General features: G+C 60.3%; 14 protein-coding genes. 9 read left to right on the plus strand and 5 right to left on the minus strand.

The window, feature by feature from the left end:
• The first annotated feature begins 3 nt into the window (after nt 1-3).
• The 9 genes from murD (at nt 4) to lpxC (ending at nt 10,468) form a co-directional block, all read left to right on the plus strand.
• Nucleotides 4-1,350: a UDP-N-acetylmuramoyl-L-alanine--D-glutamate ligase gene (murD, locus tag CKW26_RS25795; RefSeq protein WP_095050652.1), complete on the plus strand. Its 1,347-nt coding sequence runs from the start codon at nt 4-6 to the stop codon at nt 1,348-1,350.
• Nucleotides 1,347-2,564 carry a putative lipid II flippase FtsW gene (ftsW, locus tag CKW26_RS25800; protein ID WP_016987575.1) on the plus strand — a complete coding sequence of 406 codons (1,218 nt, stop codon included), beginning with the start codon at nt 1,347-1,349 and terminating at the stop codon, nt 2,562-2,564. Before murD ends, ftsW begins: the two co-directional genes overlap by 4 nt.
• Nucleotides 2,554-3,624 (plus strand): undecaprenyldiphospho-muramoylpentapeptide beta-N-acetylglucosaminyltransferase, encoded by a 1,071-nt coding sequence (murG, locus tag CKW26_RS25805; protein WP_064392864.1) that lies wholly within the window; start codon nt 2,554-2,556, stop codon nt 3,622-3,624. Before ftsW ends, murG begins: the two co-directional genes overlap by 11 nt.
• A complete protein-coding gene (gene murC / locus CKW26_RS25810; protein WP_095050653.1) occupies nt 3,617-5,077 on the plus strand; it encodes a UDP-N-acetylmuramate--L-alanine ligase in 1,461 nt (486 codons plus the stop codon). The genes murG and murC overlap by 8 nt, the downstream gene beginning before the upstream one ends.
• Complete coding sequence (locus CKW26_RS25815; RefSeq protein WP_093430684.1) at nt 5,074-6,033, plus strand: D-alanine--D-alanine ligase; 960 nt, start codon at nt 5,074-5,076, stop codon at nt 6,031-6,033. The genes murC and CKW26_RS25815 overlap by 4 nt, the downstream gene beginning before the upstream one ends.
• Nucleotides 6,034-6,037: 4 nt before the next feature.
• Nucleotides 6,038-6,904, plus strand: a complete 867-nt coding sequence (locus tag CKW26_RS25820) for a cell division protein FtsQ/DivIB (protein WP_053123632.1) — start codon at nt 6,038-6,040, stop codon at nt 6,902-6,904.
• 15 nt (nt 6,905-6,919) lie between these two features.
• Entirely contained in the window at nt 6,920-8,179 is a 1,260-nt protein-coding gene (gene ftsA / locus CKW26_RS25825; protein ID WP_007916987.1) for a cell division protein FtsA, read from the plus strand.
• Nucleotides 8,180-8,247: 68 nt separating this feature from the next.
• Complete coding sequence (ftsZ, locus tag CKW26_RS25830; RefSeq protein WP_007916986.1) at nt 8,248-9,444, plus strand: cell division protein FtsZ; 1,197 nt, start codon at nt 8,248-8,250, stop codon at nt 9,442-9,444.
• Nucleotides 9,445-9,556: 112 nt separating this feature from the next.
• Nucleotides 9,557-10,468 carry a UDP-3-O-acyl-N-acetylglucosamine deacetylase gene (lpxC, locus tag CKW26_RS25835; RefSeq protein WP_007916984.1) on the plus strand — a complete coding sequence of 304 codons (912 nt, stop codon included), beginning with the start codon at nt 9,557-9,559 and terminating at the stop codon, nt 10,466-10,468.
• Between the two features lie 148 nt (nt 10,469-10,616).
• On the opposite strand, the gene CKW26_RS25840 is transcribed toward lpxC, so the two are convergent.
• From CKW26_RS25840 to CKW26_RS25860, 5 genes are all read right to left on the minus strand, one after another.
• Nucleotides 10,617-12,122 carry a sensor domain-containing diguanylate cyclase gene (locus CKW26_RS25840; RefSeq protein WP_095050654.1) on the minus strand — a complete coding sequence of 502 codons (1,506 nt, stop codon included), beginning with the start codon at nt 12,120-12,122 and terminating at the stop codon, nt 10,617-10,619.
• A gap of 144 nt (nt 12,123-12,266) precedes the next feature.
• Nucleotides 12,267-13,583 carry an OprD family porin gene (locus CKW26_RS25845; protein ID WP_095050668.1) on the minus strand — a complete coding sequence of 439 codons (1,317 nt, stop codon included), beginning with the start codon at nt 13,581-13,583 and terminating at the stop codon, nt 12,267-12,269.
• A 197-nt stretch (nt 13,584-13,780) separates the two neighbouring features.
• Nucleotides 13,781-14,002 carry a hypothetical protein gene (locus CKW26_RS25850; RefSeq protein WP_095050655.1) on the minus strand — a complete coding sequence of 74 codons (222 nt, stop codon included), beginning with the start codon at nt 14,000-14,002 and terminating at the stop codon, nt 13,781-13,783.
• Nucleotides 14,003-14,321: 319 nt separating this feature from the next.
• Complete coding sequence (locus CKW26_RS25855) at nt 14,322-15,686, minus strand: heavy metal sensor histidine kinase (RefSeq protein ID WP_095050656.1); 1,365 nt, start codon at nt 15,684-15,686, stop codon at nt 14,322-14,324.
• Nucleotides 15,676-16,353 carry a heavy metal response regulator transcription factor gene (locus CKW26_RS25860; RefSeq protein ID WP_007916978.1) on the minus strand — a complete coding sequence of 226 codons (678 nt, stop codon included), beginning with the start codon at nt 16,351-16,353 and terminating at the stop codon, nt 15,676-15,678. Before CKW26_RS25860 ends, CKW26_RS25855 begins: the two co-directional genes overlap by 11 nt.
• Nucleotides 16,354-16,355 lie beyond the last annotated feature (2 nt).

The following is a 16,355-nucleotide window of genomic DNA, read 5'->3' on the forward strand; positions in this document are numbered from 1 at the left end:
CGAGTGTCTCTGATCGCTTCTGACCACTTCCGCATCGTTGTCGGCCTCGGCAAGAGCGGCATGTCCCTGGTTCGCTTCCTGGCGAACCGGGGCACGTCGTTTGCCGTCGCCGATACGCGGGAAAATCCACCGGAACTGGCCACGCTCAAGCGTGACTATCCGCACGTGGAAGTGCGTTGTGGCGAGCTGGACGTCGAATTCCTCTGCCGTGCCGACGAGCTCTACGTGAGCCCCGGCCTGGCGTTGGCGACCCCGGCCCTGCAAGCCGCTGCGGCCCGTGGCGTGAAACTGTCCGGCGACATCGAGCTGTTCGCGCGTAACGCGCGGGCGCCGATCGTGGCCATCAGCGGTTCCAACGCGAAAAGCACCGTCACCACCCTGGTCGGCGAAATGGCGGCTGCGGCCGGCAAGCGCGTTGCCGTCGGTGGCAACCTCGGCACCCCGGCGCTGGACCTGCTCAGCGACGACGTCGAGCTGTACGTCATGGAACTGTCGAGCTTCCAGCTGGAAACCACCGACCAGCTCAATGCCGAAGTGGCCACCGTGCTGAACATCAGCGAAGACCACATGGATCGCTACAGCGGTCTGCCGGCGTACCACCTGGCCAAGCACCGGATCTTCCGTGGCGCGAAGCAGTTCGTGGTCAATCGCCAGGATGCGCTGAGCCGTCCGTTGATGGGCGAGGGTCAGCCATGCTGGACCTTCGGCCTGACCAAACCGGATTTCAAGGCATTCGGTATCCGCGAAGAAGATGGCGAGAAGTATCTGGCCTTCGAATTCCAGAACCTGATGCCGGTGCGTGAGCTGAAAATTCGCGGCGCACACAACCAGTCCAACGCCCTCGCGGCGCTGGCGCTCGGTCATGCCGTGGGCTTGCCGTTCGAGGCCATGCTCTCGGCGCTGCGCAACTTCGCCGGTCTCGAACACCGTTGCCAGTGGGTGCGTGATCTCGACGGCGTGGCGTATTACAACGATTCGAAAGCCACCAACGTCGGCGCCGCTCTGGCCGCCATCGAAGGCTTGGGCGCGGATATCGACGGCAAGGTCATCCTGATCGCCGGTGGCGATGGCAAGGGTGCCGAATTCAACGATCTGCGTGATCCGGTAGCGGTCAACTGCCGTGCCGTGATCCTGATGGGCCGCGACTCCGACAAGATCGGTGAAGCCATCGGTGATGCCGTGCCACTGATTCGCGCGACCTCGCTGGTTGACGCCGTCGCGCAATGCCGCGCCGCCGCCCAACCGGGTGACGTGGTGCTGCTGTCGCCGGCCTGCGCCAGTTTCGACATGTTCAAGAACTATGAAGACCGTGGTCACCAGTTCGTCCGCGCTGTGGAGGAACTGGCATGAGTCTGTTCAATATCATCAAGCCGTACCCGTCGCCGATTATTACCGGGCGCGGCATCGACCTCGATTTTCCGATGCTCGCCGGTTGCCTGGCTTTGCTCGGTCTCGGTTTGATCATGATCGCTTCGGCGTCCACTGAGGTGGCAGCCGCGCAGTCGGGCAGTCCGCTGTATTACATGATTCGCCACCTTATTTATGTGGTGCTGGGCCTGGGCGCCTGCATCGTCACCATGATGATTCCGATCGCCACCTGGCAACGCCTCGGCTGGTTGATGCTGATCGGTGCGTTCGGCTTGCTGGTGATGGTGATCATTCCCGGCATCGGTCGCGAAGTGAACGGTTCGATGCGCTGGATCGGTTTCAGCTTCTTCAACGTGCAGCCGTCCGAGATCGCCAAAGTGTTCGTGGTGATCTACCTCGCCGGTTATCTGGTGCGGCGTCAGAAGGAAGTGCGCGAGAGCTGGATGGGCTTCTTCAAGCCGTTCATCGTGCTGCTGCCGATGGCCGGCCTGCTGCTGATGGAGCCAGACTTCGGCGCCACCGTGGTGATGATGGGCGCTGCGGCGGCGATGCTCTTTCTCGGCGGGGTCGGACTGTTCCGTTTCTCGCTGATGGTGGTGTTGGCGGTCGGAGCGGTGGTCTTGCTGATTCAAATGCAGCCGTATCGTATGGCGCGTCTGACCAACTTCGCTGACCCGTGGGCCGACCAGTTCGGCGCCGGCTACCAATTGTCCCAAGCGCTGATCGCGTTCGGTCGTGGCGAATGGCTGGGTGTGGGCCTGGGCAACAGCGTGCAGAAGCAGTTCTACCTGCCGGAAGCGCACACCGACTTCGTGTTCTCGGTATTGGCTGAAGAACTCGGCGCGGTGGGTTCGCTGTGCACCGTGGCGCTGTTCGTGTTCGTGTGTATTCGTGGCATGTACATCGGCTTGTGGGCCGAGAAAGCCAAGCAGTTCTTTGCCGCTTATGTGGCCTACGGCCTGTCGTTCCTGTGGATTGGTCAGTTCCTGATCAACATCGGGGTGAACGTCGGCCTGCTGCCAACCAAAGGTCTGACCTTGCCGTTCCTCAGTTATGGCGGCAGCTCGTTGGTGATCTGCTGTGCCTGCCTCGGTTTGTTATTGAGGATTGAGTGGGAGAGTCGAACCCACCTGGGCAGTGAAGAGATGGAATTCCATGAGAGCGACTTCGCCGAGGAGCCGAATCATGGGCGCTAACGTATTGATCATGGCCGGCGGAACCGGCGGCCACGTGTTCCCGGCGCTGGCCTGTGCTCGCGAGTTTCAGGCGCGCGGCTACACCGTGCACTGGCTCGGCACGCCACGCGGAATTGAAAACGAACTGGTGCCCGCGGCAGGTCTTGAACTGCACCGCATCAACGCCACCGGCCTGCGCGGCAAGGGCAAGCTGTCGCTGCTCAAGGCGCCGTTCATGCTGCTGAAATCGGTATGGCAGGCGCGGGCAATCATTCGTCGCTTGAAGCCGGTGTGTGTGGTCGGCTTCGGTGGTTATGTGACTGGCCCGGGTGGTCTTGCCGCGAAACTGGCCGGTGTGCCGGTGATCGTTCACGAGCAGAACGCTGTGGCCGGCACCGCCAATCGGTTGCTGGTGCCGTTCGCCGCTCGGGTGTGTGAAGCGTTCCCCGACACCTTTACTCTGTCGGACACCCGCCGTACCACCGGAAACCCGGTGCGCAGCGAGCTGTTCCTCGACACATCGCGACCTGCTCTGGCCGGCCGCAAAGCGCGTTTGCTGATCCTTGGCGGAAGCCTGGGCGCAGAACCGTTGAACAAATTGCTGCCTGAAGCCCTGGCCCAAGTCGCTGCCGATTTGCGCCCGGAAGTGTTTCATCAGGCCGGCAAAAACCACGATGAAGTGACTGCAGAGCGCTACCGCGCCGCCGGCGTGGATGCGCAGGTGCAGCCGTTCATCAAAGACATGGCCCAGGCCTATGGCTGGGCTGACCTGGTGGTGTGCCGCGCAGGCGCGTTGACCATCAGTGAGCTGGCTGCCGCCGGTCTGCCCTCGATGCTGGTGCCTTTGCCCCACGCGATCGACGATCACCAGACCCGCAACGCCGATTATTTGGCCCGTGAAGGCGCTGCCTTCCTGATGCCACAAAGAACGACTGGTGCCGCGGACCTTGCCGCGCGCCTGACAGAGGTCTTGATGCAACCGCAACGACTCGAAGATATGGCCCAAGCGGCCCGCCGTCTGGCGAAACCCGATGCCACCCGTAGCGTGGTCGATACCTGTCTGGAGGTGGCTCATGGTTGAGAATCAGAAAGCCATGCCGCAACCGGAAATGCGCCGCATCCGTCGCATCCACTTCGTCGGCATCGGCGGCGTGGGCATGTGCGGCATCGCCGAAGTGTTGTTGAACCTGGGCTACCAAGTGTCCGGTTCCGACCTGAAAGCTTCGCCGGTGACCGAGCGTCTGGAGTCGTTCGGCGCGCAGATTTTCATCGGCCACCGTGCCGAGAACGCCGCTGCTGCCGATGTGCTGGTGGTGTCGAGCGCGGTAAATACCTCGAACCCGGAAGTGGCGAACGCGCTTGAGCGTCGTATCCCGGTGGTGCCGCGTGCAGAAATGCTCGCCGAGCTGATGCGCTATCGCCACGGCATCGCCGTCGCCGGTACCCACGGCAAAACCACCACCACCAGCCTGATCGCTTCGGTGTTCGCGGCCGGAGGCCTGGACCCGACGTTCGTCATCGGTGGTCGTCTGAATGCGGCGGGCACCAATGCCCAGCTCGGCACCAGCCGGTACCTGATCGCCGAAGCCGATGAAAGCGATGCGAGTTTTCTGCACCTGCAACCGCTGGTGGCCGTGGTTACCAACATCGACGCCGACCACATGGCGACCTACGACGGTGACTTCAACAAGCTGAAGAAAACCTTCGTCGAGTTCCTGCACAACCTGCCGTTCTACGGTTTGGCGGTCATGTGCCTGGACGATCCGGTGGTGCGTGAAATCCTGCCGCTGGTGAAACGTCCGACCGTGACTTACGGCTTCAGTGAAGACGCTGACGTGCGCGCGATCAATATTCGCCAGCAAGGCATGCAGACCTTCTTCACCGTGCTGCGCCCGGATCGCGAGCCGCTGGACGTGTCGGTGAACATGCCCGGCAACCACAACGTACTCAACTCGCTGGCAACCATCTGTATTGCCACCGACGAAGGCGTCAGCGATGAAGCCATCGTCCAGGGCCTGTCGGGCTTCCAGGGCGTTGGTCGACGCTTCCAGGTTTACGGCGAACTGCCAGTGGACGGGGGCAACGTGATGCTGGTCGACGATTACGGTCACCACCCGACCGAAGTCGCCGCAGTGATCAAAGCCGTGCGCGGTGGCTGGCCGGAGCGCCGTCTGGTGATGGTTTACCAGCCGCACCGTTATAGCCGCACCCGTGACCTGTACGACGATTTCGTCAATGTACTGGCCGACGCCAACGTGCTGCTGCTGATGGAAGTCTATCCGGCCGGCGAAGAGCCGATCCCGGGCGCCGACAGCCGCAAGCTGTGCAACAGCATCCGTCAGCGCGGTCAGCTCGACCCGATCTACATCGAGCGTGGCGTCGATCTGGCGCCGCTGGTCAAGCCGCTGCTGCGTGCCGGCGACATCCTGCTGTGCCAGGGCGCCGGTGATATCGGCGGTCTCGCGCCGAAGCTGTTGAAAAGTGAATTGTTCGCTGGCGCCGTGGCGGCGCCGGTCGAGGGGAAGTTGAAATGACTGCTGCCTACGCCAAGCTGTTTTCCACTATCGCGCCGAAAGACTTCGGCCGTGTCGCCGTGCTCTTCGGTGGCCTGAGTGCCGAGCGTGAGGTGTCGCTGAAATCCGGTAACGCCGTACTCGACGCGCTGCAAAGCGCTGGCGTGGACGCGTTCGGCATCGACGTTGGCGAAGACATTCTGCAACGGCTGCTCAGCGAAAAGATCGACCGCGCGTTCATCATTCTTCACGGCCGTGGCGGTGAAGACGGCTCCATGCAGGGCCTGCTCGAAGTGGCGGGCATTCCGTACACCGGCAGCGGCATTCTCGCTTCGGCACTGGCGATGGACAAACTGCGCACCAAGCAGGTCTGGCACAGCCTCGGGATTCCGACGCCGCGTCACGCCGTGCTGTGCAGCGAAGCCGATTGTATTTCGGCGGCGACGGAACTGGGCTTCCCTTTGATCGTCAAACCGGCGCATGAAGGTTCAAGTATCGGGATGGCCAAAGTGAGTTCTGCGTCCGAGTTGATCGACGCATGGAAAGCGGCCAGTACCTACGATTCGCAAGTCTTGGTTGAGCAATGGATTCAAGGTCCGGAGTTCACCATCGCCACCCTGCGTGACCAGGTGTTGCCTCCGATTGCCCTGGGTACACCGCACACGTTCTACGACTACGACGCCAAGTACATCGCCAACGATACCCAGTACCGCATTCCGTGCGGGCTGGATGCCGCCAAGGAACAGGAACTCATGGATCTCACGGCCAAGGCCTGTGAGGCGCTGGGTATTGCCGGTTGGGGCAGGGCGGACGTGATGCAGGACGCCGACGGGCAGTTCTGGTTCCTGGAAGTGAACACCGCACCGGGCATGACCGATCACAGTCTGGTACCGATGGCGGCCCGTGCGGCTGGCCTGGATTTCCAGCAACTGGTTCTGGCCATTCTGGCCGCCAGTGTTGAAGACGCTCGAGGTTAAGACGATGCAAGGCGCTCAGCTCCGACATCAGCCTCCCGCACCCGGCCGCAAGCCGGTGCCACGGGGTGCCAGCCGAATGGTGGCGAAAGAGCCGATGTCCGCGCGCCTGCCGAAAGCCAATTTCGGCTTTCTGAAAAGTCTGTTCTGGCCAGTGCTGCTGGTGGTGCTGGGCTTTGGTACTTACGAAGGTGCAACGCGTTTGCTGCCGTACGCCGACCGGCCGATCACCAAGATCGCCGTGCAAGGCGACCTGAGCTACATCAGCCAGCAAGCGGTGCAGCAGCGGATCGCCCCGTACGTGGCGTCGAGCTTCTTCACCATCGACCTGGCCGGTATGCGCACCGAGCTTGAGCAGATGCCGTGGATTGCCCACGCCGAAGTACGTCGGGTGTGGCCGGACCAGGTGGTGATCCGCCTCGAAGAGCAGCTGCCGGTGGCGCGTTGGGGGGATGAGTCATTGCTGAACAACCAGGGCCAGGCGTTTACGCCCAAGGAACTGGCGAACTACGAACATCTGCCACAGCTGTTCGGCCCACAACGGGCTCAGCAGCAAGTGATGCAGCAGTATCAGGTGCTGAGCCAGATGCTGCGGCCGTTGGGCTTTTCGATTGCACGCCTGGAACTGCGTGAACGCGGGAGTTGGTTCCTGACCACCGGTGCCGGCAGTTCTGGCCCCGGCATCGAGTTGCTGCTGGGACGCGGCAACCTGGTGGAAAAGATGCGCCGTTTTATCGCCATCTATGACAAGACGCTTAAAGACCAGATTACGAACATCGCGCGCATCGATCTGCGCTACGCCAACGGCCTCGCTGTTGGCTGGCGGGAACCAGTAGCGCCGACGACAGCCCAACCCGCTGTCGCGAAGAATTAAGAAGAGGCAGGACCCATGGCAAACGTGCAAAGCGGCAAAATGATCGTCGGTCTCGATATCGGCACCTCCAAGGTGGTGGCGCTGGTCGGCGAGGTCTCCGACGACGGCTCGCTGGAAATCGTCGGGATCGGTACCCATCCGTCCCGTGGCCTGAAGAAGGGCGTGGTGGTCAACATCGAGTCCACCGTGCAATCGATCCAGCGCGCGATCGAAGAAGCCCAACTGATGGCGGGCTGCCGCATTCACTCGGCGTTCGTCGGTGTGGCGGGCAATCACATCCGCAGCCTGAACTCCCACGGCATCGTCGCGATCCGCGATCGTGAAGTCAGCTCGGCCGACCTTGAGCGCGTGCTCGACGCTGCTCAGGCTGTGGCGATTCCGGCAGACCAGCGCGTGCTGCACACCCTGCCGCAGGATTACGTGATCGATAACCAGGAAGGCGTTCGCGAACCACTGGGCATGTCCGGCGTACGTCTGGAAGCCAAGGTTCACGTGGTCACCTGCGCCGTCAACGCCGCCCAGAACATTGAAAAATGCGTGCGTCGCTGCGGTCTGGAAATCGACGACATCATTCTTGAGCAACTGGCCTCGGCCTACTCGGTACTGACCGACGACGAGAAAGAACTGGGCGTGTGCCTGGTCGACATCGGCGGCGGCACCACTGACATCGCGATCTTCACCGAAGGCGCGATCCGCCACACCGCAGTGATCCCGATTGCCGGTGATCAGGTGACCAACGACATCGCCATGGCGTTGCGCACCCCGACCCAGTACGCCGAAGAAATCAAGATCCGCTACGCCTGCGCCCTGGCCAAGCTGGCCGGTGCCGGTGAAACCATCAAGGTGCCGAGCGTTGGCGACCGTCCACCACGCGAACTGTCGCGTCAGGCCCTGGCCGAAGTGGTCGAGCCGCGTTACGACGAACTGTTCACGCTGATTCAGGCCGAGCTGCGTCGCAGCGGCTACGAAGACCTGATCCCGGCGGGCATCGTCCTCACCGGCGGTACTTCGAAGATGGAAGGCGCCACTGAACTGGCCGAAGAAATCTTCCACATGCCGGTGCGCCTCGGCGTGCCGCATGGCGTGAAGGGCCTGGATGACGTGGTGCGCAACCCGATTTATTCCACTGGCGTTGGTTTGTTGATGTACGGCCTGCAAAAGCAGTCCGACGGGGTTTCGTTCTCCGGCATCGGCAGCCGCGACAGCTACAGCAACGAAGAGCCACAGGCGCCGTTGCTGGACCGATTGAAGAAGTGGGTTCAAGGCAACTTCTAAAGCTTTACCGCAACACCGCAACAAAAAAGCAGTAGGCGAAAAAACTAGAGAATGTAAGGAGAGGGAAAATGTTCGAACTCGTAGACAACATCCCCGCAAGCCCGGTAATCAAAGTTATCGGTGTTGGCGGTGGCGGCGGCAACGCTGTCAATCACATGGTCAAGAGCAACATCGAAGGCGTTGAATTCATCTGCGCCAACACTGATGCTCAAGCGCTGAAAAACATCGGTGCGCGTACCATTCTGCAACTGGGTACCGGCGTGACCAAAGGTCTGGGCGCTGGCGCCAACCCTGAAGTAGGTCGTCAGGCCGCTCTCGAAGACCGTGAGCGCATTGCCGAAGTCCTGCAGGGCACCAACATGGTGTTCATCACCACTGGCATGGGCGGCGGTACCGGTACCGGTGCTGCGCCGATCATCGCCGAAGTGGCCAAGGAAATGGGCATTCTGACCGTTGCTGTCGTAACGCGTCCGTTCCCGTTCGAAGGCCGCAAGCGTATGCAGATCGCCGATGAAGGCATCCGCATGCTCTCGGAAAGCGTTGACTCGTTGATCACCATTCCTAACGAGAAGCTGCTGACCATCCTCGGTAAAGACGCCAGCCTGCTGTCGGCTTTCGCCAAGGCTGACGATGTACTGGCCGGTGCCGTTCGCGGTATCTCCGACATCATCAAGCGTCCGGGTATGATCAACGTCGACTTCGCCGACGTACGTACCGTGATGAGCGAAATGGGCATGGCGATGATGGGCACTGGCTGCGCCAGCGGTCCGAACCGTGCACGTGAAGCCACCGAAGCGGCGATCCGCAACCCGCTGCTGGAAGACGTGAACCTGCAAGGCGCACGCGGCATCCTGGTGAACATCACCGCCGGTCCTGACCTGTCCCTGGGTGAGTACTCCGACGTGGGTAGCATCATCGAAGCCTTCGCTTCCGAACACGCGATGGTCAAGGTCGGTACCGTTATCGATCCGGACATGCGCGACGAACTGCACGTGACTGTGGTTGCCACTGGTCTGGGCGCGAAAATCGAGAAGCCTGTGAAGGTCATCGACAACACCGTTCACACCTCCATGGCTTCTGCCCAGGTACAACAACCGGCTGCGGCCCGTCAGGAAGCGCCAGCGGTCAACTACCGTGATCTGGATCGTCCGACCGTCATGCGCAACCAAGCTCAGGCCGGTGCTGCGGCTGCCGCGAAGATGAATCCGCAAGATGATCTGGACTACCTGGACATCCCGGCATTCCTGCGTCGTCAGGCCGATTGATGGAATGTATCAGGGCTATGAAGGTGATTGGTGTTCAGCAAAGGCATGGTCTGCTATCATCGCCAGCCTTTGTTGATACCAGTTCGCAATTTGCGCTGAAGCGGCCCAAGCCATGATTAAACAACGCACACTGAAAAATATTATCCGTGCCACAGGTGTAGGCCTGCACTCCGGTGAGAAGGTCTATCTGACCCTCAAGCCTGCGCCTGTCGACACTGGCATTGTGTTTTGTCGCGCTGACCTCGACCCTGTGGTGCAGATTCCTGCCCGCGCGGAAAACGTCGGTGAAACCACTATGTCGACGACGCTGATTAACGGCGACGTGAAAGTGGACACGGTAGAGCACTTGCTCTCGGCCATGGCTGGCCTGGGCATCGATAACGCCTACGTCGAGCTCTCCGCGTCCGAAGTCCCGATCATGGATGGCAGCGCTGGACCCTTCGTATTCCTGATTCAATCGGCAGGCCTGGAAGAACAGGACGCCGCCAAGAAATTCATCCGCATCCTGCGTGAAGTGACAGTGGAAGACGGCGACAAGCGCGCCACTTTCGTCCCTTTCGAAGGGTTCAAAGTGAGCTTCGAGATCGATTTCGATCACCCGGTATTCCGGGACCGCACCCAAAGTGCAAGCGTGGATTTTTCCAGCACTTCGTTCGTAAAAGAAGTCAGCCGCGCCCGTACCTTTGGTTTCATGAGTGATATCGAGTACCTGCGCAAGCACAACCTCGCACTCGGCGGCAGCGTTGAAAACGCAATCGTGGTCGATGCCGATGGCGTACTGAACGAAGACGGCCTTCGCTATGAAGACGAATTCGTGAAGCACAAGATCCTCGATGCCATTGGCGACCTGTATCTGCTGGGTAACAGCCTGATTGGTGAGTTCAAGGGCTTCAAGTCCGGCCACGCACTGAACAACCAGCTGCTGCGCAAGTTGATTGAGCAGACAGACGCTTGGGAAGTGGTGACGTTCGAAGACGCCAGCACCGCACCAATCTCTTACATGCGCCCGGTTGCGGCGGTGTAAGTAAAAAACCTCTCTAGTTTTTTGAAGGCCATCCTCGGATGGCCTTTTTTTATGCCCTTTTAAAATCAAAAGATCGCAGCCTTCGGCAGCTCCTACAGGGTGATCGCATTCTCATGTAGGAGCTGCCGAAGGCTGCGATCTTTTGATCTTAATAGCTGACGACGCGGTTACGCCCACTTTCCTTGGCCTGATAAAGCGCCTTGTCCGCCGCAAACAACAACTGCTCCAGCGTCATTTCACTCGCCGCCGTCCACGTCGCGATGCCAATACTCACCGTCATCGGCCGCTCGGCCCCGTCGACCAACGGCAACTGCTCCACCGCCTGACGAATATGCTCGGCAATCTGCTGTGCGCCTTGACCATCGGTCTCGGCGAGAATCACCGAAAACTCCTCACCCCCATAACGCGCCACCAGATCCGCCGGTCGCCGCACGTTTTCCGTGATGACCCTGGCCAGCGTCTTCAGCGCCAGGTCGCCGGCCTGATGCCCATGTCGATCATTGAAAGCCTTGAAGTGATCGGCATCGATCATCATCACCGACATCGGTTTGCCCGAGCGCTGGGCGCGGAACCACTCATGGCGTAGTGCCTGATCGAGCATCCGCCGATTGGCCACGCCCGTCAGCGCATCGGTAGCGGCCAGTTGGGCCAACTCGCGCTCGGCCCGTTGGCGCAGGCGCAACTCGCGGGCCAACAGCCAGGTCAGCCACAGCAAACCCATACACAACACGCCCGTGGCACCACTGATCAGCATCGCGGTGCGCCGCCAGGTGCCAAATACTTCATCGCTGGACAGCGCGACCATCACCGTCAGTGGCAGATTGCCGACCCGCGAATAGGTATAGAGGCGTTGTTGATGGTCCATGCTCGAGGTGCTGGTAAAACTGCCATTGCCATCCTTGTCTCCCAGAATACGCACGACATTCGGTCGGTTGCCGTAGCTCTTGCCGATGGAATCGCTTTGCAGATACGGCTTCTGCGCCAGCAGGACGCCGTCGTTGTTGATGATGTTCAACGTGCTGTCTTTGCCAATGTCGAGGCTGTTGAACAACTGATCGAAGTAATCGAGTTTCATCGACGCCACGGCTACCCCGGCGAACTCGCCGGTTTGCGAGGAAATCCGTCGACTGAAGCTGATTCGCCACTGATTGGCCTCCTCACAGTCGCAACGGGTCTTGAACGGGCGGCTGATGAACATGCCGACGTCGTGATTGAAAGCGTGGGCAAGGAAGTATTCGCGGTCGGCAAAGTTGCCCGGTTTTGGCTCGATCCGTGAGGAGTCGGCAATCACATCTCCGTGCTTGTCGAGGAGCAGTATGTCGCCCTTGAAGCGCGCGGCGGTCGAGCGGTCGAACAACGCCAGATGGCGGATCTGCGGTGAGACATCTTGCAGGTCGTCGCGCTGGGCGGCGGCGATCAGGCCTTGCAGGGTCAAGTCGTACAACTCGACGGTGCGCAGGACATCGGCGTCGATCAGTTGCGCGATGGTGGTGGCACTGCGGGTAGCCGACTCCTGAGCGTTGGCGTGCTCGCGGATCAGCAGGAACGTGACGATGCACAGAATCGCGATCACGGTCAGCGAACTGCCGCAGATCAGCAGCAACTCGGGGCGTCCGGTCTTGCCCGCAACGGGTGGGGTACGGCTCGCGATCATGATTGGGCTGTCGGTTGGGGAGAAGTCTTATAAGCGTAGTAGGCCAAAAACCACAGCCGAAGCCAGAAACCATTTCCAATGTGGGAGCAGGCTCGCTCCCACAGGGTGCATCACTGAATTCAAGACGGTGTTATGGCGCCGATCTTAGAAGACGTTGATCGGGTAGTCGATGATCACGCGGTATTCATCTGTATCCGAATCAATCACGCCGTAGCCGTTGCCGCCACGGTTGGTCGCCCATTGCAGGTGGAGCGCCAGATCCTTGGCCTGACCGCTCTGCACCACGTACTTCAAGTCGAGATCGCGTTCCCAATGCTTGGCGTTGCGGCCATCGGCGCTGTACCAGTTGGAATAGCCTTTGCTGTCGGGGTCGACCTTGGTCAGGTCCACCTTGCCGCGCGAATACGACACCGCCGTGGTCAGCCCCGGCACGCCGACACCGGCGAAGTCATAGGCGTACTTGAGCTTCCACGAGCGTTCGTTCGGGCCGTTGAAGTCGGAGTATTGCTGGGAGTTGTCGAGGTAAACGCTGTCGCCTTGGCTGATGTAGTCGAACGGCGTGTTGCCGTTGACCCGCTGATACGCGGCGGTAACGCTGTGATTACCGACGCCAACGGTGAAATGCAGGCTGTAGGTGTTGTTGTCGATGTTGCCCAGCAGCGCATCACCGGTGTCTTGCGTGTGATAGAAGTGCAAGCCCGGGTTGAGGCTGACCAGATCGTTCAACTGCCAGGTGTAGTCGAGGTCGTAGTAGTACTGGTTCCAGATGTCCTTCAACTCAGAGGCATAAAGGCTGCTGGTCAGGCCTTCGACACCGCTCCACGCCACGCCGGCCCAGTTCAGGTGCTGGCTCTCATCACCGTCGGCAAGAGTGCCGTAGGAAGTGCCGATGCGCGTGTGGCCACTCTGGTTGTAAGGCTTGTTGAAACTCGCCTGGCCGCCTTCGATCAACCAGCCATCGAAGCTGTGGTTGGTCAGGCTCACACCACGAAAAGTCTGCGGCAGCATGCGCGTTTCACCGCCGGCAATCACCGGGTTGGTGAGGAACAGATCACCGGCCTTCAACTCGGTATCGAACGCGCGCATTTTCAACGTGCCGCCCGCCGTGGAGAACGCCCCCGGCGCTTTGCCGCCATTCTCTCTGACCGGCAGGATGCTCGAGCCGTCGGTGCCGCCACCGCCATCGAGCTTCAACCCGAGCATGGCGTGGGCATCAATGCCGAAACCGACCGTACCTTCGGTGTAGCCCGACTTGAAGACCCCGAGAAAGCCCTGGCCCCACTCGATGTTGTCGTCCGCTTTCTGCAAGCGGTTGCGATTCATGTAGTAGTTGCGGGCGTTGAGGTTGAGGCTCGAACCCTCGACAAAGCCTTCTTTGGCTAGCTCGTCGGCGTGAGCGGCGGGAGCAATCGTTGCGGCAATTGCAATGAACAACGGAGTGAAGCGGACTGGGTAACGCACGTGCAATGGAGCTCCTTGGGTCAACTGGCGCCTCTATATTTTGAGGCGCTCGATGTTTCTTGTTGTTACAGACGAACCAAACGGCTTTCAGACCACAACGAAAAAAGGCCGCTGAAAGGCAGCGGCCTGGAATGACGACGGTTGAACGGGAAGAGCCAAACAACCGCGTCGAGGGAAACGTTGGCGCGGTGCGCGACTCAGCTGTCTTTCTCGGATGCTTGAGCCTGGGAAGTGGCAGCCTGTGGGGCTTGCGAGGCGTCCTGAGCCTTGGCCATCACTTCGGCCTGATGCTGATCGAAGGCCTGAGCGCGAGCGATATTTTGCGCTACGAACGACTGCGATTCTTCAGCCATCGCCATCGGCGACAGGATCAATGAGGACAAAACGAAAGCGCTGGCAATACCCATACTGTTGGACATCTTGAAAACCTTCTCGCTTGGCGAGTGCTGTTTGGTGCGGGCAAAGATAAGGTCGCCGGGCGTTGGGAAACAGCGTGATTTTCATAAATGACTGTTGCGCAGGAGGTAAAAGTCGAAGTTCGCGGTGTAGCCAAGAGCAACCCCCTCACCCCAACCCTCTCCCCCAAGGGGGCGAGGGGGAAGGGAGCAGATTGGGGGCTTTTCAAAGCCTGAGTTCGACTGGATATTTCAGGTCGGTGTAACTCGAGAGAACAACTCGGTCAGTCCCCTCTCCCTCCGGGCGGTCCGACGTTTCGGGAGGGTTAGGGTGAGGGGCTTTTCAGACCGGCAAATAAATCCCGAAGGTATTCATCCCCCGATCACTGCGCACAAACACATCGCCGCCATGCATCAGCGCAATCGCCTTGACGATCGCCAGCCCCAAGCCATGGTTATTGCCACTGTTGCTGCGCGAGGCATCCACCCGATAAAAGCGCTCGAACAAGCGCGGCAAATGCTCGCTGGCAATCGGCGAACCGGGGTTGGCCACGCCGATACTCACCTGATGCGCTTCAACCTCAATCCGCACCTCGATCACCTGACCCGCGGCGGTGTGCTGCACCGCATTACTCAACAGATTGATCAACGCCCGGCGCAAATGCGCGACCTCGATCTGCACCAGCGCATCGCCGCTGACCTGCACCTGAACCTGCGCATCTTCAAGAATGAAATCCAGATATTCCAGCGTCGTCGCCACCTCATCCGCCAGCGACGTCGAGGTCAGTTTGGTCGCCTTGTTACCCTGATCGGCACTGGCCAGAAACAACATGTCGTTGATTATCGAACGCAGCCGTTCCAACTCTTCCAGGTTCGATTGCAGCACTTCGAAATAATGTTCGGCAGAACGCCCACGGGTCAGCGCCACCTGAGTCTGGCCAATCAGATTGGTCAGCGGCGAACGCAGCTCATGAGCGACATCGGCGTTGAACGATTCCAGCCGCGAGTAGGCCTGTTCAACCCGTTCCAGCGTCGAGTTGAAGGAGTCGACAAACTGCTCAAGTTCCGGTGGCAGCGGCGACAGACGCAAGCGCCCGGCCCGTAGCGGAGGCGCCAGTCGTTGAGCTTCATGGGACAGTTTGATCAGCGGTTTGAGACCAATTCGCGCGACCCAATAGCCCAGCGCCGAAGCCATCAGCACACCGACAATCGCCAGCCCGATCAAGGCAATCAGCAAGTTGTGCTGAGTCTCATGAAAGGTCTCGGTATCGATGCCGATCATGAAGCGCAGCGGCGGACGCTGATCCTTGGCCGGCAACTCGGTCAGCAGCACTTTCAGTGGATAAGGCTGGCCGGGCAACTGCAAGTCATGCATGCCCAGCGGGCCTTTGGCAAAAGTACGGATCGCCGCATCGGGCTGACCGTATTCGTAACCCGGATCACCGCTCACCACCCAGAAACGAATGCGTTTGTCCTCTTCACCCAGCAGCTTCAACTTGGCGTTGATCTTCACCCAATGCTCGGGTGTGCCGAAGCGATTGAGCGCCGATTCGAGCACGCTGTAACGCGCATCCAGCTCGGCTTCCGGCAGCAGCCCGAGGCCTTTATCAACCTGTTGATACAACGCGCCGCCGATCAACAGAAACACCAGCAGCGCCACCAGCGTGAACATGCCGCTCAGGCGCAGCGCGATGGAATTACTGGACACCACGGCTCTCCAGCACATAACCCATGCCACGAATGGTGTGCAGCAGTTTCTCGTCGAACGGCCCGTCGAGCTTGGCACGCAGGCGTTTGATCGCGACTTCGACGACGTTAGCATCGCTGTCGAAATTGATGTCCCAGACCATTTCGGCGATGGCGGTTTTCGAAAGGATTTCACCTTGGCGACGGGCGAGGACGCTCAACAACGAAAACTCCTTGGCGGTCAGATCCAGTCGGGTTCCGGCGCGAGTCGCCTTGCGGCTGATCAAATCTATCCACAGGTCGGCGATGCTCACTTGCACCGGTTCATGCCCGCCGCTGCGGCGGGTCAGCGCTTGCAGGCGCGCGACCAGTTCAAGGAAGGAAAACGGTTTGCCGAGGTAATCGTCGGCACCGTCGCGCAGGCCTTTGATGCGGTCTTCGACGCGCTCGCGGGCGGTGAGCATGATCACCGGGGTTTGCTTACGCGCACGCAACGCGCGCAGCACGCCGAAGCCATCGAGGCCCGGCAACATGACGTCGAGGACGATCACCGCGTAGTCGCTTTCCAGCGCCAGATGCAGACCCTCGACGCCGTCGCGGGCCAGGTCCACGGTGTAACCCTGTTCCGTCAGACCGCGGTGCAGATAGTCCGCGGTTTTTTCCTCGTCTTCGATAATCAGAACGCGCATGA

It is taken from the genome of Pseudomonas sp. Irchel s3h9 (genome assembly GCF_900187475.1).
GTDB classification, from domain to species: Bacteria; Pseudomonadota; Gammaproteobacteria; order Pseudomonadales; family Pseudomonadaceae; genus Aquipseudomonas; species Aquipseudomonas neuropathica.